General features: G+C 61.8%; 26 protein-coding genes. 6 read left to right on the top strand and 20 right to left on the bottom strand.

The features are described from left to right. Positions 1 to 432 (bottom strand): GMC family oxidoreductase N-terminal domain-containing protein (locus EOB36_RS14560; protein WP_206637169.1); only part of this gene is annotated, 432 nt, incomplete at its 3' end. A 945-nt stretch (positions 433 to 1,377) separates the two neighbouring features. After that, positions 1,378 to 2,139: a nuclear transport factor 2 family protein gene (locus tag EOB36_RS14550; protein ID WP_128285100.1), complete on the bottom strand. Its 762-nt coding sequence runs from the start codon at positions 2,137 to 2,139 to the stop codon at positions 1,378 to 1,380. On the opposite strand from EOB36_RS14550, the gene EOB36_RS14545 reads away from it, so the two are divergent. Beyond that, complete coding sequence (locus EOB36_RS14545; protein WP_023761257.1) at positions 2,138 to 2,533, top strand: acyl-CoA thioesterase; 396 nt, start codon at positions 2,138 to 2,140, stop codon at positions 2,531 to 2,533. The genes EOB36_RS14550 and EOB36_RS14545 overlap by 2 nt on opposite strands. 484 nt (positions 2,534 to 3,017) lie before the next feature. On the opposite strand, the gene EOB36_RS14535 is transcribed toward EOB36_RS14545, so the two are convergent. Next, entirely contained in the window at positions 3,018 to 3,386 is a 369-nt protein-coding gene (locus EOB36_RS14535) for a helix-turn-helix domain-containing protein (RefSeq protein WP_029350030.1), read from the bottom strand. 92 nt (positions 3,387 to 3,478) lie between these two features. Between EOB36_RS14535 and EOB36_RS14530 the strand changes: the two genes are divergently transcribed. Next, entirely contained in the window at positions 3,479 to 4,084 is a 606-nt protein-coding gene (locus EOB36_RS14530; RefSeq protein WP_127294715.1) for an NADPH-dependent FMN reductase, read from the top strand. A gap of 62 nt (positions 4,085 to 4,146) precedes the next feature. Here the strand turns inward: EOB36_RS14530 and EOB36_RS14525 are convergent, their stop codons facing one another. Next, the gene (locus tag EOB36_RS14525) at positions 4,147 to 4,554 is read right to left on the bottom strand and encodes a helix-turn-helix domain-containing protein (RefSeq protein ID WP_128285099.1); all 408 of its coding nucleotides are present in this window, start codon (positions 4,552 to 4,554) and stop codon (positions 4,147 to 4,149) included. A 97-nt stretch (positions 4,555 to 4,651) separates the two neighbouring features. On the opposite strand from EOB36_RS14525, the gene EOB36_RS14520 reads away from it, so the two are divergent. Next, entirely contained in the window at positions 4,652 to 5,632 is a 981-nt protein-coding gene (locus EOB36_RS14520) for a zinc-binding dehydrogenase (protein ID WP_126105304.1), read from the top strand. A 141-nt stretch (positions 5,633 to 5,773) separates the two neighbouring features. On the opposite strand, the gene EOB36_RS14515 is transcribed toward EOB36_RS14520, so the two are convergent. The 9 genes from EOB36_RS14515 to EOB36_RS14475 all read right to left on the bottom strand — a co-directional run bounded on the left by EOB36_RS14515 (position 5,774) and on the right by EOB36_RS14475 (position 13,810). After that, a complete protein-coding gene (locus EOB36_RS14515) occupies positions 5,774 to 6,415 on the bottom strand; it encodes a hypothetical protein (protein ID WP_128243247.1) in 642 nt (213 codons plus the stop codon). 143 nt (positions 6,416 to 6,558) lie between these two features. Then, the gene (locus EOB36_RS14510; RefSeq protein ID WP_128285098.1) at positions 6,559 to 6,978 is read right to left on the bottom strand and encodes a tautomerase family protein; all 420 of its coding nucleotides are present in this window, start codon (positions 6,976 to 6,978) and stop codon (positions 6,559 to 6,561) included. A gap of 58 nt (positions 6,979 to 7,036) precedes the next feature. Next, positions 7,037 to 7,639: a histidine phosphatase family protein gene (locus EOB36_RS14505; protein WP_128285097.1), complete on the bottom strand. Its 603-nt coding sequence runs from the start codon at positions 7,637 to 7,639 to the stop codon at positions 7,037 to 7,039. A gap of 213 nt (positions 7,640 to 7,852) precedes the next feature. Then, positions 7,853 to 8,509 (bottom strand): DUF1579 family protein, encoded by a 657-nt coding sequence (locus EOB36_RS14500; RefSeq protein WP_128285096.1) that lies wholly within the window; start codon positions 8,507 to 8,509, stop codon positions 7,853 to 7,855. Positions 8,510 to 8,631: 122 nt separating this feature from the next. Continuing rightward, positions 8,632 to 9,375, bottom strand: coding sequence for an SDR family oxidoreductase (locus EOB36_RS14495; protein ID WP_095488883.1), 744 nt, complete (start codon positions 9,373 to 9,375; stop codon positions 8,632 to 8,634). Continuing rightward, a complete protein-coding gene (locus EOB36_RS14490) occupies positions 9,372 to 9,737 on the bottom strand; it encodes a putative quinol monooxygenase (RefSeq protein WP_126105307.1) in 366 nt (121 codons plus the stop codon). Before EOB36_RS14490 ends, EOB36_RS14495 begins: the two co-directional genes overlap by 4 nt. Before the next feature lie 282 nt (positions 9,738 to 10,019). Continuing rightward, a complete protein-coding gene (locus EOB36_RS14485; RefSeq protein ID WP_206073023.1) occupies positions 10,020 to 11,012 on the bottom strand; it encodes an AraC family transcriptional regulator in 993 nt (330 codons plus the stop codon). A 496-nt stretch (positions 11,013 to 11,508) separates the two neighbouring features. Continuing rightward, entirely contained in the window at positions 11,509 to 12,819 is a 1,311-nt protein-coding gene (locus EOB36_RS14480) for a hemolysin family protein (RefSeq protein WP_095488885.1), read from the bottom strand. A 76-nt stretch (positions 12,820 to 12,895) separates the two neighbouring features. Beyond that, positions 12,896 to 13,810 carry a LysR family transcriptional regulator gene (locus EOB36_RS14475; protein ID WP_095488886.1) on the bottom strand — a complete coding sequence of 305 codons (915 nt, stop codon included), beginning with the start codon at positions 13,808 to 13,810 and terminating at the stop codon, positions 12,896 to 12,898. A gap of 280 nt (positions 13,811 to 14,090) precedes the next feature. Here EOB36_RS14475 and EOB36_RS14470 point away from each other — a divergent pair, with 280 nt between their 5' ends. Beyond that, positions 14,091 to 15,197 carry a Gfo/Idh/MocA family oxidoreductase gene (locus EOB36_RS14470; protein WP_245467797.1) on the top strand — a complete coding sequence of 369 codons (1,107 nt, stop codon included), beginning with the start codon at positions 14,091 to 14,093 and terminating at the stop codon, positions 15,195 to 15,197. Between the two features lie 36 nt (positions 15,198 to 15,233). On the opposite strand, the gene EOB36_RS14465 is transcribed toward EOB36_RS14470, so the two are convergent. The 4 genes from EOB36_RS14465 to EOB36_RS14450 form a co-directional block, all read right to left on the bottom strand. Then, a complete protein-coding gene (locus EOB36_RS14465) occupies positions 15,234 to 15,941 on the bottom strand; it encodes an LssY C-terminal domain-containing protein (RefSeq protein ID WP_095488887.1) in 708 nt (235 codons plus the stop codon). Positions 15,942 to 16,089: 148 nt separating this feature from the next. Next, positions 16,090 to 16,890 carry an extensin family protein gene (locus EOB36_RS14460; RefSeq protein ID WP_095488888.1) on the bottom strand — a complete coding sequence of 267 codons (801 nt, stop codon included), beginning with the start codon at positions 16,888 to 16,890 and terminating at the stop codon, positions 16,090 to 16,092. Positions 16,891 to 17,093: 203 nt separating this feature from the next. Further along, positions 17,094 to 18,044, bottom strand: coding sequence for an extensin family protein (locus EOB36_RS14455; RefSeq protein ID WP_127206369.1), 951 nt, complete (start codon positions 18,042 to 18,044; stop codon positions 17,094 to 17,096). A 75-nt stretch (positions 18,045 to 18,119) separates the two neighbouring features. Further along, a complete protein-coding gene (locus tag EOB36_RS14450) occupies positions 18,120 to 18,545 on the bottom strand; it encodes a DUF3775 domain-containing protein (RefSeq protein ID WP_095488890.1) in 426 nt (141 codons plus the stop codon). Positions 18,546 to 18,752: 207 nt separating this feature from the next. Here EOB36_RS14450 and EOB36_RS14445 point away from each other — a divergent pair, with 207 nt between their 5' ends. Next, positions 18,753 to 19,289 (top strand): tetratricopeptide repeat protein, encoded by a 537-nt coding sequence (locus tag EOB36_RS14445; RefSeq protein WP_095489220.1) that lies wholly within the window; start codon positions 18,753 to 18,755, stop codon positions 19,287 to 19,289. A gap of 285 nt (positions 19,290 to 19,574) precedes the next feature. Then, positions 19,575 to 20,048 (top strand): transcription elongation factor GreA, encoded by a 474-nt coding sequence (gene greA, locus EOB36_RS14440; RefSeq protein ID WP_065012064.1) that lies wholly within the window; start codon positions 19,575 to 19,577, stop codon positions 20,046 to 20,048. Between the two features lie 65 nt (positions 20,049 to 20,113). Here the strand turns inward: greA and waaC are convergent, their stop codons facing one another. The 3 genes from waaC to rfaD are packed head-to-tail and all read right to left on the bottom strand — an operon-like array spanning position 20,114 to position 23,015. Continuing rightward, positions 20,114 to 21,088: a lipopolysaccharide heptosyltransferase I gene (gene waaC / locus EOB36_RS14435; protein WP_095488891.1), complete on the bottom strand. Its 975-nt coding sequence runs from the start codon at positions 21,086 to 21,088 to the stop codon at positions 20,114 to 20,116. Then, positions 21,085 to 22,092 carry a lipopolysaccharide heptosyltransferase II gene (gene waaF, locus EOB36_RS14430; protein ID WP_095488892.1) on the bottom strand — a complete coding sequence of 336 codons (1,008 nt, stop codon included), beginning with the start codon at positions 22,090 to 22,092 and terminating at the stop codon, positions 21,085 to 21,087. The genes waaC and waaF overlap by 4 nt, the downstream gene beginning before the upstream one ends. After that, entirely contained in the window at positions 22,065 to 23,015 is a 951-nt protein-coding gene (gene rfaD / locus EOB36_RS14425; RefSeq protein ID WP_126105316.1) for an ADP-glyceromanno-heptose 6-epimerase, read from the bottom strand. The genes waaF and rfaD overlap by 28 nt, the downstream gene beginning before the upstream one ends. Positions 23,016 to 23,080: the final 65 nt, after the last annotated feature.

Below are 23,080 nucleotides of genomic sequence, written 5' to 3'. Positions count from 1 at the left end.
GTGCAACGGACCGCCGACACCCCGCCACTGGTTGGCGCCGGCCTGATTGTCCTCGAGCGCCTTGAAGGCAGGCAGCAGGTCGTCGAAGCCCCAGCCGGGATTGCCGGCCGCTGCCCAAGCGTCGAAATCCTCGCGCGCGCCCCGGATCCAGACCATGGCGTTGATCGAGCTCGAGCCGCCGAGCAGCCTGCCGCGCGGCCAGTGATCGACATTGCCGGCGAGGCCGAGGTCCGGCTCGGCCTTGTAGTTCCAGTTGACGGCCGGGTCGAAGAAGGTCTTGCCGTAGCCGAGCGGCATTTGCACGTAGAAGCGCCGGTCGGTGCCGCCGGCCTCGAGCACCAGAACCGAGAAGCGGCCCGAGGCCGATAGTCTTTCGGCAAGAACCGAGCCGGCCGAGCCGGAGCCGACGACGATGAAATCATAGGTCTGCATGATGGATGCGGCCGGCTCCGAATTTTTGCTCAACCTAGACGCCGCAAGCCGCCGCGATCACCGGAGCTTCCGGCATCGCTTGTGAAAAAAGCGACCGGCACATCGTTTGCCTTCGGGGTCCTGGCCGAAGCGGCCTTTGCCTCGTGGGCAAGCGGTCCAAGCATCGCACGCCATCATCAAGCATTTTGCTTGAGATCATAACGCATGATCGGGCGGGCTGGCACCCTGCGGGCGACGACCCTGAACCCGGCGCGAGCGAAGGTGGAGGCGTATCCACAGCCGGAGGCGCTGGGCGATACATCGGCATCAAAAGGATAGGCTTCGAGCGCAGGGGCATTCGCACGCCTTGCAGCTTCCAGCGCCGCTGCGATCAGGTGTGACGTGACGCCATGCCGGCGGTACCTTTTTCGCACGTAGAGGCAGGACAAGGACCAAACCGGCGCATCATCCACCCGCCTGAGCTGCCACAGCCGATCGAGCCAAGGCACGGCATCTCGCGGTGTCACCTGGCACCAGCCGACAGCAGTCTCGCCGTCGAAAGCAAGTATGCCTGGGGAGGGACTATTCTCGACGGCTTGCCGGAACGCGGCCTTGTTTTCCTCACCTGGTCGCTTTCGATAAGAACTGCCAATACGCCCGTACATACACCAACAGCGACTGCAGACGGCGCTCTCACCGAACAGGTCCCCGAGCGCGGGCCATAGATCAGGCGTCAGAGGGTGAAAGGTAAGCTTCATGTCAGGTGCTTCACGATGAAACCACAGGTCTGCATGATGGACGCGGGCGGCTTCGGAATTCAGGCTCTACCATAGACGGCGCACGCCTCTGGCGTCACTGAGGCTTCCGGCTTCCCTTGTGAAAAAGGTGACTGGCCCTCAAGTCCTGTTGCTTTTAGGCGTGTAGAAAGGACGTCAAAATCCCCTCTCGAACGTTGTTCCAGCGACGCTATGGGGTCAAGTCCAAGACTGCTGTCCGGCTCCGCATGTCGACGGAGAGGGAAACGTGCTCGTGCGTGATCGTCCATCTGTCTCCAGATCGACGAAATGCATTGCTCACGCGCACCCAGTAGTCGACATTCGCGCCTGTTTTCAGGGCGCCATGCGCTCGGATAAGCATCCATGCGGCGGCAACCGCGTCGCCGGCTGCGACATCCAGTTGGCCAAGCTCCTGGCCGATCGGACCAGACCAGCGGGGAAACCAATCTAAGAACCGCTCGCGAAGGGCGTTGGATCCCACATAGCGAAGCGGCGGTACGAGGTCGAAATAGACTATGTCGCTGGAGTAAAGGGATATAAGCCACTCGATGTCTTTGGCGCCCGTGGCGGCCGATCGACTCTCCAGCAGTTCCCTAATCGCGGCTTCAACGCCTGGCATCGTCTCCTCCAATCTCATCGTTTCGCCCGCTTGCCGGGCATGAGGCTGTCCTCCCAAATTGCCATCAAGGTAACCACCGATGGTGCTCCCCGACAACCAGCGTTCACCACTTGAAACAATCACGGAAATCATCCTGGCGGGCGACGCGCGAATCCGGTGGCACAAGCGCCGAGACTTCCCGCGGTCGGCTCCATCCGCTACGCGCTCATTGGCAACGGACGCCAATAGCCGAGCTTCAAACTGCGACATTGCCGGCTGGCGGCGCGTTGACGCACCGTTGCCATCCCGATACGGGATCGGGAGAAGATCGATATCGAGGGAAATTTGGCGCATGGTGCATTATGCGGATGGACGGCCGATCGGCGATCTGACGCTCAGGACGTTGGCCATGCCTTCGGACGCCAATGCGGCGGGCGATATCTTCGGCGGCTGGGTGATGGCGCAGATGGACCTTGCCTGCGGCATCCGCGCCGCCGAGCGCGCCAAGGGCCGCGTGGTGACGGCAGCGGTGAAGGAAATGTCGTTCGCCAAAGCGATGAAGATCGGCGACACGCTGTGCATCTATACGCATGTCGAGCGCGTTGGCCGTACCTCGATGACGCTCAAGGTCGAGGCATGGGCGCAGCGCTACCTCTCCGACCTGATGGAGAAGGTCACCCATGCCGATTTCGTCATGGTGGCGCTGGACGGCGAAGGCAAGCCGAAGGCGGTTCCGGCGGAAGGCTGATCGGCTGGATGTAGTCAGCTGGAAGTCAACGGCACCGCCGCTGCCAGCCTCCCGCAAAGAGATGCGAATAGCGATGCTGTGTGATGCTTCGCGTTTGCACGTTTCCGTGACCATGTCCGGTAGGGCATGGGGGAAAAGACAATGCGTCAACGATTGCTGAACGGCGCATTGGCAGGCGCTTGTAGCCTTGTTCGGCCAGTTCGCCGCAACCGCCTAAACCGAGATCAAACGAGACGAGGCCGAAGCCAGTGGCGCCTCCGAAAACCACACTCTCAAGCGGCAAGTGATCAGGAGCGGAATCCGCGTTGCAACGACGTGGGACACCGGCGCGGTGACGGCAAAGAGGCGGCCTGCGCCATGCAGGGTGGTCAATCGGGCCCGAAGTCGAAACGCACCGAAAGCCGTCTGCGGGCCGGAATGCAGATGCAGCCGAAGAATTCGTCTTCGCTACGCGCCGCGCGCAAACCCTTGCAGCGCAAGAGTTTCAGGCATGAATCCCATCGAACCTCGCCCGCGCGGCCTTGACACGCTCGGTGTTCTTGCGCGCCCATTCGCCGAGCGCACCGACCGGCACAAGAAGCTCGTAGCCAAGATCGGTCAGCTCATAATCGACGCGCGGCGGAATGGTTGGAAACACGGTCCGGGTGACGAAGCCGTCGCGCTCCAGCCCGCGCAAGGTGGTGGTCAGCATCTTCTGCGAAATACCGCCAACGGCGCTGCGCAGCTCGTTGAAGCGCAGCGGCCCGTCACCGAGCTTGCCGACGACCAGCACGGTCCATTTGTCGCCGACGCGCTGCAGGATTTCCGAGATGGCGCGGCAGTCCTCGGTGCGGTGCGGGTGCCTTGGTAACAAAAAGGTGCCTCCTTGCGCGTCATCAGCTCGGTCACTCATATAGCTCAGGTATCTAAACGATACCAGAAATTTGCCTAAAGGAGAGCCCCTCTATGTCCAAGCCCAAAATCGCCATTGTCGTCGGTTCGACCCGCGCCGCACGATTTGCCGACGTTCCGACCCAGTGGATCGCCAAGATCGCCAAGTCGCATGCCGACATCGACGTGGAAGTAGTCGACCTGCGCGACTTCCCGCTGCCGTTCTTCGACGAGGTCGCATCGTCCGCCTGGGCGCCGTCGCAGAATGAAGTGGCGCAGCGCTGGCAGAAGAAGGTTGCGGAATTCGACGGTTTCATCTTCACCGCCGCCGAATACAATCATGGCCCGACTGCCGTGCTGAAGAACGCCATCGACTACGCTGCCAATGAATGGAACAAGAAGCCTGCCGGTTTCGTCGGTTATGGCAGCGTCGGTGGCTCGCGCGCAGTCGAGCAGCTCAGATTGTATGCCGTGGAATTGCAGATGGCGCCGGTCAAGTCCGCCGTCCACATTGCGTGGGGCGATTTCCTTGCCGTCAGGCAAGGTGAAAAGAAGCTCGAGGAACTAGAGCACCTGAATCAGGCGGCCACCGCGCTGGTCAACGACGTCGCATGGTGGGCCAAGGTACTGAAGGCGGCGCGCCAGGCCGATGCCGTGGCCGAGGAAGTCAAGGCGGCCTGAACCGCAGACCAGAACAATCCTCCCAAGGATTCCGGGGCGGCGCTTGCGTCGCCCCTTTTGATTCAGGCGATGGCCGGCTGCTGTGTCTGCCGTGGCCTGATGATGCAGTCGGCAAGGCGGTCTACCTCATTTAGCTCATCTGCATGGTGCTGGCCCCACTCACAGAGCGCTAGAAGGATAGGCTCGAGACTGAGGCCGAGGCTCGTCGCCGAATATTCGACGCGTGAGGGAATCTCGGCAAAGATCTCGCGTCTGACAAGTCCATGTTCTTCCATTTCGCGAAGCTGCTGGATCAGCACCTTCTGCGTGATGTTGGGCACCAGCGTCTTCAGCACCGACAGTCGCCTGGGGCTGTCGAAGAGATGGTAGAGAATGACAGCCTTCCATCGACCCGAGATCACTTTCAGGGCGCGTTCCGCCGGCAGCATCGGCAGTCTTTTGGTTGGCAGCTTCTTGGTCAGCTTGGCCATGGTCACCTTCTGGTCAGCAGCGGACAAATGAGTGTGTAGTCGCGATCAGGCAGATAGTGGCAAACAGCAGCCGATGCCATAGCGATGGGTGCATGCCATGAGAGCCATTCAACTGAATCGTTTCGGCGCTCCCGACGTCCTCGACGTCGTCGAAATGCCGAAGCCTGAGCCGCAACCAGGCGAGGTGCTGATCCGCGTTCATGCAGCCGGCGTGAATTTCTTCGAAGTGCTGATGCGCGCGGATCGCTATGCGGTGACACCGGACTTGCCGATGGTCCTCGGCGTCGAGGCTGCCGGGATCGTGGAGGCGGTCGGGCAAGGAGTGGACACGTCGCTGACCGGGAGACGCGTCGCGGCGCCGCTGTTCGCTTCAACGCGTCCCTTTGGCGGCTATGCCGACTATGTGACGATCGACGCAAAGCTGGCCGTGCCTCTGCCGGACACGCTCTCATTCGAAGCCGCGACGGCCTTGATGGTGCAGGGACTGACGGCCTTCCATCTGCTGCGGCAAAGCCCGCCAAAGGGCAAGTCGGTGCTGGTCCTTGCCGCCGCCGGCGGTGTTGGCTCGTTGCTGGTCCAACTGGCCAAGCGCCAAGGCGCCGGCGCAGTGATCGCTGCCGCCGGCAGCCGGGCCAAGCTCGATCTTGCCCTGTCGCTTGGAGCCGATGCGGGCATCGACTATTCCAGTGTGGATTGGGTAGCGCGGGTCCGGGAAGCAACAGGCGGCGCTGGCGTCGATATCGTCTACGATACTGTCGGCGGCTCGATGACGGCGGCAACGCTCGCCGCGCTTGCGCCTTGCGGCGAACTGGTGTTTGCCGCCCTGGGCAGATACGCGCTCGGCGCCTCCGATCTGGAGGCGATGATCAATCGAAACCAATCGCTGAGAGGGTTTGCCCTGCTGCCGCTGCTTTCTCCAGACGTGCTCCGCGGTAGCCTGTCAGAGCTTTTCCATCTAGCCGCCAGCGGAGAGCTTTTGGTGACGACAGGCAGCCGCTTCGCGCTCGACCAGGCCAGCGAAGCACACCGGGTTCTGGACAAGCGCCGCTCGACCGGCAAGGTCGTGTTGATACCTTAGTATCGTAGTCAATTAAATTGCCACACTTTGGAATTTGTCTATGTCGGCCGTAAAGATCAGCTTTGCTGATTCCTGGAAGCAGACAGCGCCGGTCACCGCGCTGGAAGTCGTGGTTGCGCCAATACTGCATTGACCTCCCGCTCAAAGAACGCTCTTTTCAGGGCCATAAGCTTTGGCGAGACGGACCATGCCTTTCGTTCGAAGGCGTTGGTACCAATAGAAAAGTATCATCAAGCCGGTTGTTGTGCCGGCACCAAGGCACAGTGCAGGCGCCAACGCTGATCCGATATATAGTGCTAGAAGGGTCACGCCCGCCGCCGCGACAATGCCATTTACGAAAGCGATCATCGTCGCGGCTGTGGTGAGATGCGCCAGGAGCGGCCCGGAACGCAGCGACGGTTCGGCGTCGTTTTCTGGCCAGCGGCCGAACTCTTTGGAAAACTGAAAAGCAGCATCGTCCCCCAGCGTTCGATAGTAGGCTCTGATCCGGGCGATGCCGATATGGGCCTGCATGTTCTCGGCGGCTATATCGATCAACCTTAGGACGGTGAAGCTACCCAGCAAAAAGAGCGATGGCAGCACGGCTAGGAGAAACGGCTGAAGGAATTCAGGCGACTGCGCGACAAAGCCCGTCGCCACTAGAGCGCTCGATAGAGACATGATGTAGATGGTCGTTCGCGACGCCATTTCGCTGATGGTTGCGCCGATCGCCGATTGCTGCACGAAATGCTCTGTCGTGAGGGCCGTGAGAAGCGCGGTGTGGGGTGTTGTCGTGTCGGCCATTGCATATATCTCCTGTGGTGAGCATGCCGCCGCTGGCGCATCCTGAGCGACAGAGCCGTCGACACAGGCCTACGCGATTGTGCAGATGTTCAAAGAGTGTGCGTCAACTTGGGAATTCCGTTTAAATGGCGCCGGAGACACCATCAGCCCGCCCCAGGGACTGCAGGGAGCGGTCGCGCCTCGATGAAGCGCCGCTCCTGCGTGCGTCCGCCGAAACCATAGGCATCGGCCCTGACCTCATGGACATGCACGTAACTTTCGTGATGGAGGGGTCCCAGCAGTTGGCCCATCGCCTCGAAAATGCCGGTTATGAAGCGCTCCCGCTCTTCTTTGGTGCTGGTGCCTTCAACGATCCGGATCTCTAGCCAGAAGCTCGCCAGCGCGTGCTCTGCAAGGCTGTTGCCAGCAATGAACCACCGAGATTGATCTACGGGCTCGGCGATGACGGCTGTCAGGTCAGCGCGCTTGCGCAAAAAGCTGGTGGATGCTGCCGACGCCGCACTGGCCACGTCCTCGGGTCTCACCTCGTGGCTTGTTGCGTATCGGACGGTGATGATTGGCATTGGACTGGTCTCCTCGATGGCGGCATATCTGGGCGGAAGTCAGCCACTGGACGCGATATCAGGGGCTAGGAATCCTCGACAGTATTTCCATTGGCTGCCAGCCGCCCAACGGTTTGCGCTTCTCAATTTCAAACTCAAACCAGCACCCGCCACCGCCCGGTCCCTGGTCGAACCGGCGATCAATGGCAAAGCCCGATAAGGCACAAAACAAGAGCGTGCCGATGCCGCCATGCCCGACGAACAGCACATCGCCTACCCCCGGGCTGGAGAGGCAGGTCTCGACCTCTTCCACAATCCTGCGCTGCGCATCCTGAGCCGTCTCCCAGCCGCGAACGCTTTGCGACGGGTTGGCAAAGAAGGCATCTGCGGTGTTCTCGAATTCTTCTGGAGGGAGGAAGCCGGTCGCGCTGCGGTCATTCTCGTGCATGCGAGGGCGCATTTCCAGATCAACGCCGAGAGCATTTGCAATCGGTTGCGCGGTCTCGATCGCCTTGGTTTCGTTGCTACAAACTACCCGCCGTGTCAGGGCGAGCAATCCAGGACGCGATGCCAAGGCGACGACCCGCCCCGCGCCGATCTCGTTCAGCGACCAGTTTGGCACGGTCTTCTCGGGCTCGATCCGAACCTGCGGATGGGTCAAATAGCGAACAGTCCTAGGCATGATGCATCCTGAGTTTAGATGTTGGTGAACCCCCCGCTCACACATTCTAAATCAGGGGTTCAGGACGTGAACCTGGACATTGCTGCCGGTTCGACAATTATTGCGGGTATTTTGCCGCTATCTGCATACAAACTCTCGGCTCCATGGTTCAGACCCGGCGCCGTCAAGCACCGAGCGAGCTAATGAGACGCCGGGCCGCCCTCGAGCGGACGCTCACTCTTTCAGCCGTGTATAGACGCCGCGCGTGGCCAAGGCCTCTTGCTGTCCGGGACGTGTGAAATAGAGCTCAAAGACATGGCGATCGTTGTTCTCGATTTTGATTACTGTGCGCATGCCGACCGACTTGCCGACCGTGTCTTCGCCCGCGACGCCTTGGTCGGTGAAGGCCCCCGACATGCTGATCGGCCTTTGATTTCCCGATCCGGCGGCGCCTTTGTAGTACATCATGGTTGTATTGACAGGATCGATCGTGATCCACTCGTATCGGTCGTCCATGATGCTGTAGCCGAGCCAGCCTTTGCGCCAGATTGGCGCTCCGTCCAGCGTCCCCTCCATCGTATCTTCGATATAACGCTCGCCTGCCAACCACTGCCGACGGCTCATGAGATCGTCCGTCACGAGCGGCGGCTGATCGGGGCTGCGGCCGAGCGTGCCGTACAAGCTCAACTGGACCCGCCAGGTGCCAACTAGTGGCGCCAAAACCTCATGCGCCTGACCCGGCAATCCGCGACTAAGCCATTTCGGCAACTCGGACTGCGTCGGGGGCGCGGCCGCGGCCGAGCCATCTTGAGCCAATGCGCCGAAAGGAACGGGCAGGGCGAACGCAACGACAAATAGGGCAACGTGTAGTGTCTCAATGATTCTTTTCATCTGCGGTCCATTTGTTTATTTGAAATGTCAGTAACGCGCTTGATTGATGGTCACCGTTGTGAACTTGCCGCATGAATCCGATGGATACTGATCTCTTAACCCTTGAGACTTAATCTGTTAGATCATTCGATGCTGACCAGTGTTTCGCCTCCTGACACTTCTAGAATAGCGCCGGTCACGAAATCATTAGTCATCAGGAAAAGTGCGGCCTTGCCGATATCGTCGACCTTTCCAACCCGACCCGCTGGGAAGCGCTCGCGTACCAACGCGAAAAACGCCTCGCGCTTGGTTTGCGGCATGCCGGCCCACATCTCACTGTCTATGACGCCTGGACGGATTGTGTTGACGCGGATCGGACCGAGTTCGAGCGCAAGGGCTCGTGTCAGCGCCTCCAGAGCAGCGAACGCGACCATCATCATCGAAGCGCCCATGCGAGGCCTGGTCACCAAGCCACCAGTAGTGAATGTGATCGAACCGCCTTTCCGCATCTTGGGCGCCGCGTGCCGCGCGCAAGACCAACTGCCCAGGAACTTGCCAGACAGAACGGCCTGCGCGTCGGCCATCGTTTGGAAGAGGAAGGTTCCTCCAGGACTCGGTGGAGTTGCGGTGATGAGAAGGTGGTCGAGCGCTCCCAGTGTTTCGAACGCTTGCTCGACCGCCGCATCATCGGTCATGTCCAGCGACTGGAACGTGATCGAACCGTGGGCGCTTTGCTCTGCAGACAATTTCGCCGACGGGCGCCGCCCGAGCGCAATGACCTCGGCGCCTGCTTGAGAGGCTGCCCGGGCCGCCCCCATACCCATGCCACTTGTGCCGCCAACGATCACGACGCGCTGATTCAGAAGAGGCTGCGCGTCACCGATCATCGCGGATCTCTGCCGCTGGCATATGGGCTCAGCATCTCGAGCCACTGCGTCTCCATGTCGCCAGGCTCATATTCGCCGGCATCGGCGACGAACCTCTGGACATAGGCCTCGCCGAAGTGACTTTTGAGTGCAGCGATACTGCGCCAGACTTCGTAGATGACGATGAGATCAGGGTCAGATCGATCACGATGGATGTGGAACTGTAGACAGCCCGTTTCTGATCTCGTCGCTTCGAGATCCTCAAGCATCCGGGTAACGAGCGCTTCGCCTTGACCAGGAGCGGCGCGATGCTTGGCGATAATGCAATAGGGCGTGTGTTCGCCAGTGGCTGGTGGGGGAAGATCAGGCAACACCAACGCCATATGAGTCTCCTTCTGGTAGCGGCCTAGGAGGTATTCTGCATTCACGCGTCATGCGTTCATGGCGCATGCGAGTGCCGGCTATTGCTCCTTCGATAATCCACCGCGACGGTCGTTGCTGGCTCGCGAATCGGTCGAAGTGGTTACGGCATTTGGGAATTTGCAGATCCTGGTGCGGCGCCGCTATGGCAGAAACGCTTGAATGTCTGGCCGTTTGTCGCGCCGATTACATCGGCTGTGGGTCGGATCAGGCGATATGCAGGACCGATGTCGTCTCTGTTATGCTCACCCGCGGCCGGAATCTCGGACCGCACCTGGCGAGACGCCTATGAAGCGTTTGAATGCCCTGCTGAAGGATGCATCGGACTCATATCCCAACTCCGACGCGACCTGTGACAGCGACATATATCCGTTCCGCAACCAGGATTCCGCCAGCCTAAGCCTCCATTGCAGGAGATAGCGGGCGGGGGATACGGATAATAGACTCTTGAATCGCTGCGAAAACCTCGATCGCGACAGCCCAGACAATGCCGCCAGGCGATCGACTGGCCAGTCTTCCCCGGGGGAGCGATGGATTCTTGCAAGCGCCGCCCCGATTTGTGGATCCTGCACGGCCGCCAGCCAACCGGTCAGATCGTTGGAACACGTCTCGACCCAGGTTCTGATTACCTGCGTCATGACAATATCGGCGAGGCGCGCCATTACCGTTGCCGAGCCGATTCTTTGCCCTTCAGCCTCGCGCGCCATCATCGCAACGAGGATTGGTAGGTCGGTATCGCCGTGCTCGGCATGACGGATATGCATCACCGGAGGCAGCAGTTCCAGCAGCGGATTTGCCGTCGGCCCCTCAAAGCCGATCGTGCAGCATGCGATCAACGATCGCGCACCGCTGCCGCCAGACTTCAACTCGTAAGTTCCGTTCCCAATCAACGCCGGTTTGACATCCGCAAGCGGCAAGGCTCGCCGTTTGGGCAGGTCGGACATGGTGTGCTCTGTTCCATGGGGCAGAAGAAGCACATCGCCCTTTTCGAGCAGCAGCGGCGGCAAGCTCTTGGCTTGTATCCAGCAATGACCTTCCAGCATCGCATGAAAACGTACACCCTCCCTGAACGGCACGGCGATGCCCCAGGGCGCCGTCAATTCGCTGCGGCCATATCGAGCATGGGCAAGACGCAAGTCGCGCAGAACTTCGCTCAGCAAGTCACTCTCGGCCGGCTGGTAGCCCATCGTTGCACGTCCAAGACCGGGCCGATTCATGGATCTAAGCGGATCGTCCATATGCATTCCTTTGCCTCGAACCTTTGCATACTCTTTATGCATTCCGTTAACTCTCGGTCGGCAAGCAGAAACTGCTGCGAATCGATCCTCTAGGGTCCTAAATCCAATAGGTCTGCATGATGCGGCTGCGCGACCACCGAATTTTCTCCGGCTCGCGCGTTCCCATGCCGAAGCGACGGCGCAATGTCTGGTATTTGGCAGGCTAGGTCGTGTGGCTGATCTGCTCGAACGGTAGAGTTTCAATCAAGTCCAGCTCTTTCGTGCGAGATATGGGAAGTCCGCAATGGAAAGTCCGCAACGGGACATCAGCGCTGGTTGCCGCGAATGTCGGTTATCCGATAGCAAAATGTGTTGATGAAGGTCGACTCGAGTCAAGATTAGGCCCGAGCCTGCGCCGAGCTGAATGTCTGCTCACTTACATCTCACACTAGAAGCTGCCTGTCCGCTATGCGGCCACAGAGCTGACACTCGAACAGGCCTACAATCGTGTTGATTGTTACCGCACGATTTCGCGATGGCCGCCGGGCAGGCGCGTGGCGATGAGCTTGTCGATACGGCGGCCGTCGAGGTCGACGACCTCGAAGCGCCAGCCCTGCGCATCGACGCATTCGCCGGTCGCCGGCAGATGGTGCATGTGCGACAACACGTAACCGGCGACGGTCTCGTAGTCGCGGTTCTCGGGCAGGTCGATGCCGAGAACGTCTGCCATCTCGTCGGCCTGCATGTATCCGGCGAGCAGCCATGAGCCGTCCTCGCGCTTGACGGCGTTCTCCTCGTCGCCGGCGTCGAGATCCGCCCGGAAGACGCCGGTGATGGCCTCCAGTATATCCGCCGGGGTGACGATGCCTTCGAAATGGCCGTATTCGTCATGGACCAGCGCCATCGGCACGTTGGATTCCTTGAGTGTCGAAAGGACATCCAGCGCGTCGGCCTGGTCATGGACGATGGGAGCGGCGCGCACGTGCCGGCGCGGGTCGAGCGCGCGACCGCCAAGCATCGCGGCCAGCACGTCGCGGGTCTGGACGACGCCGATCATGGCGTCGACGCTGCCATCGCCGGCTGGGAGGCGCGAATGCTGCGTCTCCATCAGGAGCTTGCGGGTCGCCGCGTCGTCGGACTGCAGGTTGATCCAGTCGACCTCGGTGCGCGGCGTCATCACCGCGCGGACGGCTCGGTCGCCGAGCCGCATGACGCCGGCGATCATGCGCCGCTCGTCCGATTCGATGGTGCCGTGATGTTCGGCCTCGGCGACCAGCATCTTGATCTCCTCGTCGGTGACCTTCTCCTCGCTTTCACCGCGCTGGCCGAGCAGCCACAGCATGGCGCGGCCGGAGATGTCGAGCAGGAACACCAGCGGTGCCGAGACGGTGGCAAGGATGGTCATCGCCGGAGCAACTTTGGCGGCGACGCGCTCGGGATCGCGCAGCGCGATCTGCTTGGGCACCAGTTCGCCGATGATCAGCGAGAAGTAGGTGATGAGGGCGACGACGATGCCGACGCCGATCGGGTCGGCAAGGCTTTCGCGCACACCCGTCGATTCCAGGAACACAGACAGCCGCTCGCCCAGCGTGGCGCCGGAAAACGCGCCTGATAAAACACCGACCAGGGTGATGCCGATCTGCACCGACGACAGGAATTTGCCGGGATTGGAGCCGAGCGCCAAGGCACGGCCGGCACCCGTGACGTTGCGGTCGATCATTGCCTTGAGACGGGCAGGCCGCGAGGAGACAATGGCAAGCTCGGACATTGCCAGAAGGCCGTTCACGCAGATGAGGACGACCACGATAGCGATTTCAACGTAAAGCATGAGGGGTCAATAGCATTGCGGCGAGGTCTTCGAAAATAGATGGACGTCATTTTTCATGGCGGCGGGGGCAACCATCTCATGCGGCGTCCCATGTCGGCGACGAAAAATGCTCGATCAGGGCGTCGACGACGACACGGACCTTTGGCGTCAGGCTGCGTGTCACCGGCCAGACGGCATGCACCACGATGTCTTCGACGAGACAGTCCGACAGGACCGTCTCGAGTTCGCCGCTCTTGAGGCTGTCGGCCGCCAGCCAGGTCGGCAGAAAGACGATGCCGCAGCCGGCAAGGGCTGCATCCAGCATCGGTTCGCCGTGACCGAGGACAAGCCGCGCCCTTGGCACGAATTTTCCAACATGGCCGTCGGCATGCTTTACGGTCCAGGGCCGGACAACGCCGTCGCGGCCGTAGCCGATGACGCCGTGGTTTGCGAGATCATCAACCGATCGCGGCCTGCCGTGTTTTTCGAGATAGGAGGGCGCCGCGCAGATGGCCGAGCGCTGGGCGTAGATGCGGCGCGCGGCGAGCGACAGGCTGTCATCCAGGTCGCCCATGCGGACCGCCAGATCGATGCCTTCCTCGATCAGGTCGACGCGCCGGTCGTTGAACGAGATTTCGATCGTCAGATCCGAAAACCGCTTGGATATCTCGAAGAGCACGGGTGCCACGCATCTGCGGCCGAAGGCCAGGGGCACGTCGACGCGAAGCCGGCCGGAAGGCACCAGCCGGCGTGCGGCAAGCAATGACTGGGCGGCTTCGATTTCGGACAGTGCCCTGACGCAGGCTTCATAATAGCCCAAGCCTTCACTGGTCGGGCTCAGGCTGCGGGTCGTGCGGTTGAGCAGGCGAACGCCCAGTCGCTGTTCCAATTGCGCGATCGATTTTCCGACCGCCGATTTCGTCACATGCAGCCGTCTGCCGGCATCGGTGAAGCTGCCGGCCTCGACCACCTGAACGAATGCGAGAATGCCTTGCAGGCCGGCTGGTTCCAACGCCGCTCTCCGTTTGTATATTTTTTCTCGTCAATCTGTTTCCAAATATGCACTACCGGAGAGTTTTATTCCATAGCGAAACCGCATAGATGTCCGGCGTAGTCACCAAACGCGGAGCACGGAACGAGATGAGCCTCGATATCAGCAGGTCCGGCATCAACAGATCCTGGCAGACGGGCGAATTCGGACTGTCCAGGTCGAAGCCTGTCCGGGCAGGATTCCGGAACGGCCGGTCTCGCGATCCTAACGGCAAAGCCAAAGCTGCGTGAAGGAGAACACCATGCCAGGACAACGCTTCAGGGTCGGTATTGTCGGATTGCAACCGGGCAGGAGTTGGGCGGCACGGGCCCATATTCCTGCGCTCAATGCACTATCGGAGAGCTTCGAGATCGTCGGCGTCGCCAACACCAACTTGGCCAGCGCCGAGAAGGCGGCCGGCGCGACCGGACTGCCGCGGGCCTTCGCCAGCGTTGCCGAGTTGATCGCGGCGCCGGAGATCGACATCGTCACTGTTACGGTGAAGGTGCCTCCTCACCTGGAGATCGTGAAAGCGGCGATCGGCGCGGGCAAACACGTCTACTGCGAATGGCCGCTTGGCAACGGGTTGGCCGAGGCTGAGGAACTCGCCGCGCTTGCCCGGGCCAAGGGCGTCCTGGGCGTGGTCGGAACCCAAGCGCGCGTTGCTCCCGAAATTGAGTATCTGCGACATCTGATCGCCGACGGGTTCGTCGGCGAGGTGCTGTCGACCACCCTGGTAGCGCGGGGCGGCGGCTGGGGAGGCTCCATCTCCGAAAAGAAGATCTACGCCTATCTGCTGGATCGCGCCAACGGCGCCACCATGCTGACGATCCCGGTGGGGCACACGCTGGCGGCGCTCAGGGATGTGCTCGGCGAAGTCGCGGAGGTATCCGCGGTGCTGGCCACGCGGCGGCCCACGGCGCTCGCCGTCGATACCGGGGAAACGCTGCCCGTGTCCGCCCCTGACCAGGTGCTGGTCAGCGGGGTCCTCGCCAGTGGCGCGCCCCTGTCCATCCATTATCGAGGCGGGGCAGCTCGATATGACGACGGCCTGGTCTGGGAGATCAACGGCACGGAAGGCGATATCCTGATATCGGGTCCTTCCGGCCACACGCAGATGGTGCAGCTTTCCCTCAAAGGCGCGCGGAACGGGGAGAAGGTGTTCCGGCCGCTGGAGGTCCCCGCCTCATACCGTTCCGGCTGGCCGGAGGATGTGGAGCCGGGGAACGTCGCCCGCGTTTATGCCAGGATGGCCAGGATCTGCGCGAGGGTACCCGCTCGGCGCCGAGCTTCGAGGATGCGGTCGCAGTGCATCGCATCATCGCCGCGATCGAGAGAGCAGCCGAAAGCGGAAGCCGCACCGCGCTGACGTGATCGGGCCGGCCAAGGATCGCCAGCGACGCGCCTACGGCAGCTGCCTGAGCACGCCCACCACCGCCTTGCCGTCGGTGAAGTAAGGGTCGCCACCGCCATTGCGCCCAGCCTTTGTCGCACCGATGCCTGGTATCTCGCTGGTCGAGATCAGCATGCCTGCGGCAGACAGGTCGCGGATCAGGAAATCGCGCTCGGCGTCGATGTCGGGACCGATATGGTGAGTGATCGCGCCGGTGTCGTGGCTGAGCCCAACGCCGCGATCGAAGCTTGCCGAACCCAGCCAGAGCGGCCGGCCATCGTCTCCGGTCGCGTCGGTCTGCCAGAAGCGGACGTGATGACGGCGGTCGGCACTGTCGCCGACCGGCTTCTCGAAGGCCAGATCCTGTGCACGGCCTTCGAATAACAACCGGCTGACCGGCGCGTCGGGATAGGGCCGATCGAACAGCACGCTTTCGCCGATCTCGATCGCGGTCTTCAGCGTGATGGCGTCGGCCGTGTCCCATCCGGCGACCGCGAAGGCATGGACCAGCTCTTTTTTGGTACCGACGAGGCCGACATTGATCGGATCGCCCGCAATGCCTTGCGGCGTGTGCGTCACCATCTCGAAGCGCTGTGTGCGGAAGTTGCGGTCCCGCAGGGTCCAGAATTCCGGCGCGGCGAAATAGGCGAGCACGAGATAGCCGGCACAGAACGCCACCAGCCAGGTCGTTGCGCGTCGTCGAAGGCTTCGTCGGCTCACGAGGTACCACCCCGGTGATATGGCGTCACTTTATGTGGCGTCATTCTACGCGGCGGCGCAGACCTTGGGCAGTGGGCATGCGCTCGGTGTCATGTTGTTTGGAGCATCGGGTTATCCCAAACCGGTATCCACTTTTGGGTCCGATGCTCTAGCGGCAGGCGCGGTAGCCGTTCTTGCGGTTTTTGATGTCGAAATGAAAATGGTTGCGGTGGTCGTAATTGTAGCCGGGACCAAGCACCGTGGTGAAATACTGACAGCCGTCGGCACGCACAGTGTTGAGGAAGCCGCGCGTGCGGAAGGCGAACAGCCCGGGCTTGCGCACGTCGATGTCGTTGCCATTGCTGAGTTCGATGCTCATGATGTCGAGGGCGTTGCCCTTGCCGTGCTCCGACAGCGTGCCTTCGCCGGCGATCCTGCGGCAGGAATAGCTCGAGCCCTGGCGAATGGTCCTGACGCCGGAGAAATAACGCCAGCGGGCGGACGGAACCAGTTCATTCCTGGTCCAGCCGGCGAAGGTGGCGGCCATGTCGCAGGTCAGCGTCGCGGCCGGCTTCATCCCGATGCTGCCGATGGCCGAGATCTTGACCGGATAGTCGATGCCGCACTGGCCTTCGTGGATCGGCGCAAGGTCGGTGTAGACGACGCCCAGACGTTTCAACTCCTTGCGGCAGTCGATTTCGCTGGCTGGCATCTGTTCGGTCGGCGCCATCGGCTCGTCCATGCGCGGATAGGCGGCGGTCATGTACGGGTTGGAGGGAACGAGGCTCTGCATGCCCGCGTAGTTCGGAACGGCTGATGTCTGGCTGCCGACATCGACGGCCGGTTCCAGCGAAAGCACGCTGCCTGTGGTGCAGGCCGAGATCGCTGCGATGGCAAGCGCACCGGCAACCATGCGCGCGCGTCTGGTTTGCCGCACGGCGACAAACGCGGCGCGAAATATCCCGGCCATCGACAAGATCCCTGTCCCCGAACCTGATCCCGATCAGGCTCTGTCTAATTGTTTGATCATGATCTTTCTCCGAAAACCGGATCCCACTTTTCGGGATCATGATCAGATGAGACAGAGCTTAACCGCCAAGAGTAAAGGAAAAATCAGCGGCCGCGTTTACGGCTGCGGCCAAATTGCGGCGCGCATGTCGGTCCGGGATCATGTCACTGGCAGAAGGTGCCGCCGTTGCGACGCGGGGCGAGATCGAGATGGAGATGCAGCGAATGATCCGCATCGCTGCCCGGGCCAAGCACGGTCTTGAACGGTCCGCAGGCTGCCTTGCGCACCGCGTTCAGGAATTTCGCGTCCTTTTCCGGCGGCACCGGGCCGACGTCGATCTTTCTGCCGTTCGAAAGCGTGAAGCTGGCGATGTCGAGCGCGTTGCCGAAAGCATGTTCCGACAGTTTCCCTCCGCCATGGCGCGGCCGGCAGACAAAGGCGGATGCCTGGCTAAGCGACTTGAGATTGGCGCCGAGCTCGGCCTTGGCCGCCGGCTGGATGATATCGATGGCGAAGCGCGCGGCGGCCTCGGCCATCTGGCAATTCAGCTCGGTTTCGGGGCCGATAGCAACGGATCTGCCCAACGTCTTCAGCGCGATCGGATAGGGGATCGAGCAGCCGACCGCCGCATCGTGCTCGGCCTTGCGTTCCTCGAAGTCGACGCCCATCGACTTCAGCCGCCTGCGGCAGGCAAGTTCCTCCTCCGGCATTTTTTCCTGCGGCACAGAGGCCGAGCGCGGGTCGGGAGGGATTTCTTTCCCCTGCGCTTGCGCCGGCTTCTCCGGCGGTTTCGGGGCGGTGGCCGGCGGTTCCGCCTCGGCGGGCTTTTGGCTTGGCGCTGGAGCGATTGCCGGTGGCTCCGGCCGGGTTTCCTTAGGCTGGTCCTGCTGGTTCAGCGTGTCGGTCGCGGGAGGCTTTGGCACATCAGGGCGCGGCTCGGGAACCGGCACGTCGGCAGGTGCGGCCTCTTGCGCCGATTGCGATCGATTGAACTCCGGGACGGGCACGGTTTCAGGCAATTCCGGAGCTTGGGCCAGCGCCGCTCCTGCGAACAGTATCGCCGCCGCCAAAGGCAGCGCCAATCTGAGCAATCCGGGAAGGGTGAGCGCCGCCATTCGATCTTAACGGCGGGCGAATGCGGAAGTTGCCCTGAATGAGGGTTTGGCCGATCACGAACGGTAACCGCGGCGTTACGCACCGATCGCTTCCAGCCCTTCCTCCAGCCAGTCGGCCAGCAGCGGCATGCCGAGCAGATATTTCGCCGTGCGCTTATTGGCGCGCTCGCGTGCGGCCGTCAACGCGTCCGTCCATTCCGAGGCGTCGTAGTCGCCGCGGCCAACCCAGGCGAGTGCTACGAGTTCGGCCGCCTCATCGACGTTGAGGTCGTTGATCAGCTCGCGCAGTTCTTCTTCGGTGAGGTTTTCGGAGCTTTCCTCGACGAGACCGTCATGGTGGTGGTTGTCGTGCGCCTGGCCGTCGAGCTCTACCTCGTGCTCGGCGCCATCGGCATAGTCTTCGTTGACGGCGGCGCTCAGCGCCTTCGCCTTGAGGATGAACAGGCGCACCGTGTCGGGACCGATCGAAAGCTCCCATTCCTTTTCAAGAGGCCGCCGCACTGGCATTCTCCGTATACTCCGTTTGCCGTTTGCCGTATGTTGGATGATAGCGAATTTGCAGCGCTCGTCACGTCATGTTCGGCTCTTCAATTTTTGCGGCCGGCACGGACCGTTTCCAAAACGTTTCAGCAGGCCACGAGTTTTTCCGGGATGAAACGGCTTTTGCCCGGCGTTAGTCCTGCATTGTCATGCTTCAAGGAGGCTTCGATGCGCAGACGATTGCTGATTCAGGTTCTGGCGGTTGCCGCCTTGCCGCTGTTTGCTGTTCCGGTGTTTTCGGCCGGTGAAGGTGGGGGCGGGAGCGACCAGACCACCACCCAGTGCAAGAAAGGCACGGTCTGGGACAAGAAGCTGAAGAAGTGCGTTGCACCCAAGCAGGGCATGCTGGACGACGACAACATCTATGAAGCCGGCCACGCGCTGGCGATGGCCGGACGTTATGATGAGGCTATCGCCGTGCTCAGCCTGGCCGCCAACAAGCAGGACCCACGCATCCTCAACTATCTCGGCTACTCGCATCGCCATTCCGGGCGCGTCACCGTCGGCCTCGGCTACTACGAGGAAGCGCTGCGCATCGATCCTGATTACACGCTGGTGCGTGAATATCTCGGCGAGGCGCATCTGCAGATCGGCGATCTCGCCGGCGCCCAGAAACAGCTCCGCGAGATCGAGAAGCGCACCGGCAAGGGATCTCGTGAATACGGCATGCTGTCTGAGCAGATAGACCATTTCATGAAGAGCTGATTCGACTTCAAAACGCTCTCATACCGGCTGCGAGCAATCGCAGCCGGTTTTTTGTTACCGCTCGCCCTGCCGGCCGCGCTGCCGTGACGGCATTTCCACAAATGGGCGGGTGAATTTTTAAAAACCGATTTTTTTGGCGTGAAAAACCCGCGAAGATTGCTATATTGGGGGAAATTGCGGTGAGACGGTTCCGTTAGCCCGAGGCTGCCGGACCGTTTTCTTTTTGTACCCATCGACAAGGTCGCTCCCGGAATGCGGGGGCGGCGGCAGGAAAGGTCAGGCATCATGAACAAGGTCCCGATGACAGGCGAGGGGTTCGCGTCATTGAAGGAAGAACTGCGCTGGCGGCAGCAGGAAGAACGGCCGCGCATCATCGAAGCGATCTCCGAAGCGCGCTCGCATGGCGATCTTTCCGAAAACGCCGAATACCACGCGGCGAAAGAGGCGCAGAGCCTCAATGAAGGCCGCGTCAACGAGCTTGAGGACTTCATCGCGCGTGCCGAAGTGATCGACGTCACCAAGCTCAGCGGCGAAAAGGTCAAGTTCGGCGCGACCGTGGTGTTGGTCGACGAGGATACGGAAGAGAAGAAGACCTACCAGATCGTCGGCGACCAGGAAGCCGACGTGAAGTCCGGCCGCATCTCGATCTCCTCGCCGATCGCGCGGGCGCTGATCGGCAAGGAAGTCGGCGATGCGATCGAGGTCAACGCGCCAGGCGGTGCGCGGGGCTACGAGATCGTCCAGGTGCAGTTCATCTAGGGCCTGTTGATAATTCTACTCTGGCGGCCGACTAGCGACTCGCCAGAGCGAATTCTGAAAAGGTCCTATGTCGCGGCCTGCGATTTGAGCGCCAGCAGCCTCTCGGCCTCCGCCACCACCTCCGCAGGCGCGACGTGACCGCCAGGCGCAGCCAGCAGCGTTGACGAGAACGGCCCGCGCGGGCCGGTCAGGCCGGGTTCTGTCGCCAGAAACACGGCGACGGTGGGCAGGCCGAAGGCACTGGCGAGGTGAGTGAGGCCGGTGTCGGCGCCGATGATCAGCACCGAGCGGCCGATGATCGCGGCGATCTCGGCAAGCGGTAATTTCGGCACCAGCACGGTCTGCCGAACGGCCGCGGCAATCGCTTCGGCAACCGCCTTTTCTCTGTCGTTAGACCAGGTGGTGACCGGCGTCATTCCTCTCTCCACGAGAAGCCCGGCAGTCTCGATCCAGTCGCCTACCGGCCATTTCTTGTCCTCGCGGCTGGTGCCGTGCAGCAGCAAGGTGGGGTTTTCGCCGACAAAGGTCGAACCGCCGGCTGGCGGCACGATGCCGGACTCAAGCCTGGAAAAATCCGGTTCATAGCCGAGCGCCAGCCCGAACAGGCGCCTTGTGCGTTCGATGGCGTGCAGATCGCGCGGCACGGCATAGCGGCGGTCGTAGAACAAAGTCGCCGAAGGCTCGCGGGCGCTCGAGCGGTCGAAGCCGGCGATCGGCGCCGCGGCCAGTTTCGCCACCAGGGCCGATTTCAGCAATCCTTGCGCATCGATGACGAGATCGTAGCGGCAATCGCGCAAGGCGCGACGCAATCTTGCCGCCTCGCGCCATGTGCCGCGGCCGAGTGGGCCTGTGCGCCAGCGCCGGATCGCCACGGTGTGGATGGTTGCGATGGCTGGATGCAGCGCCACGATGCCGGCAAAGGCTTCTTCCACGCACCAGTCGAACGATACGTCCGGCCGGTAGCGGCGAGCATCCTCGACGGCCGGAAACGTGTGGATGACGTCACCCATCGAGGATGTCTTGACGATGAGCACCCTCATGCGGCGGCCGGCATTTCCAGCAGCCGTTCCGCTGCTGCCGCGACCTGTGACACCTCGAGCGTCTTCAGGCAATTGAGATGGCCGAGCGGGCAGATTTTCTGGTGGCAGGGCGAACAGGACAGGCCGAGCCAGACCAGTTCGCGCTGCTCGGCGAGCGGCGGCGTATTCTCAGGCGAGGTCGAGCCATAGACGGCAACGATCGGCGTGCCGACCGCGGCGGCGACATGCATCAGCCCGCTGTCGTTCGATACCGCAAGCCTGGCCGCGGCGATCAGGTCGATGGCGTCCTCCAGCCGCGTCTGGCCGGCGAGGTCGACAACCCCTGGTGCAAGCGTAGCGATTTCCGCCGTCACCTCGGCGTCGTTCTTCGATCCGAACAGTGCGACCCTAAAACCTTTCGCCATCATGTCGCCGGCAAGACCGGCATAGCGTTCGCTCGGCCAGCGTTTGGCGGGCCCGAACTCGGCGCCGGGCATAAGTGCCACGAATTTGTTCGCCTCCAGCCCGAAACGGCCCAGCAGTGCCGCCTGGTTTTCTGTGTCGATGGCGAGCCTCGGGGCCCGGAACGTGCCCCCTTGGGCGAGGCCGAAATAGGCCTGCGCCGTGCGCCGTTTCACCTGGTCGGGCAAGGGAACGATATCGGTCAGCAGCCCGTAGCGCATTTCCTTGAGATGGCCGATGCGGCGCGGAATGCGGGCAAAGAACGGGACCAGCGCCGACTTCCAGCTTCCAGGCATGATATAGGCCATGTCGTAATGGCCGCGCAGCAGGCGGCCGAAGCGCCTTCGGGTGCGGAATTCCAGTGCGCCGGATTTCAGCGGCAGTTCGACCTGCTGGCGTATTTCGGGCATGCGCTTGACCAGTGGCGCCGCCCATGCCGGCGCCAGCACGTCGATCGCGGCGTTCGGGTGAAGCTCCCTCAGCGCCGAGAACAGGCACTGCGCCATCACCATGTCGCCCACCCAGCGTGGGCCGATCACGAGGATCGTTGGGCTTTCAGCCATTCGACATAGTCTCTGACGCCGGTTTCCACTGTGCGAAACTGACCATTGTAGCCGGCGGCGCGCAACCGGGACATATCAGCTTGCGTAAAGCTCTGGTAGCTGCCCTTGAGGTGGTCGGGGAAGTCGATGAACTCGATCTCGCCTTTGCCCAGCGCGCCGATCACCGTTTCGGCAATGGCGCGGAACGGCTGGGCAAGGCCGGTGCCGCAGTTGAAGATGCCGCTTAAGCCGCGTTTCCACAGCCACAGATTGACGTCGGCGACATCGCCGACATGGATGAAATCGCGGCTCTGCTCGCCGGGTCCGAAACCTTCATAGGCGCCGAACAGCTTCGGGTTCTGGCCTTGCTCGACCTGATTGAACAAGTGGAAGGCGACCGAGGCCATGGCGCCCTTATGCGCCTCGCGCGGTCCGTAGACGTTGAAATAGCGCAGGCCCGCCACCGGCGAATGATCGGTATCGAAGACGGTGCGGCGGACATAGTCGTCGAACAGCTTCTTTGAATAGGCATAGACATTGAGCGGGCGTTCGCATTCCGGCTCCTCGCGAAACTCGGCGCCACCGCCGTAGACCGACGCGGAGGAGGCGTAGAGGAAGGGCACCCGCAGCGCGAGGCAGGCATGCAGCAGCCGCTTCGAATAGGCGTAGTTGACCTCCATCATGAACCTGCCGTTCCACTCGGTGGTGGTCGAGCAGGCGCCCTGGTGGAAGACGGCCTCGATGCGGCCAAGGTCCCCCGCCTCCATCCGCGGCAGGAAATCGTCCTTGTCGAGATAATCGGCGATCTGCAGATCGGCGAGATTGGCGATCTTGTGGCCGTCGGTCAGGTCGTCGACGACGAGGATGTCGCTAATCCCTTCGGCGTTGAGAGCGGCAACGATGTTGGAGCCGATCATGCCGGCGCCGCCCGTGACGATGATCATGAAAGCCTCTGGTATCTTGTGCCGATTCCGGCCCTTATAGGGGAGGCTGGCGAGGCTGTCGATAA

The organism is Mesorhizobium sp. M6A.T.Cr.TU.017.01.1.1, assembly GCF_004023115.1.
Taxonomy (GTDB): Bacteria; Pseudomonadota; Alphaproteobacteria; order Rhizobiales; family Rhizobiaceae; genus Mesorhizobium; species Mesorhizobium mediterraneum.
This window is presented reverse-complemented; position numbering and strand designations above follow the sequence as displayed.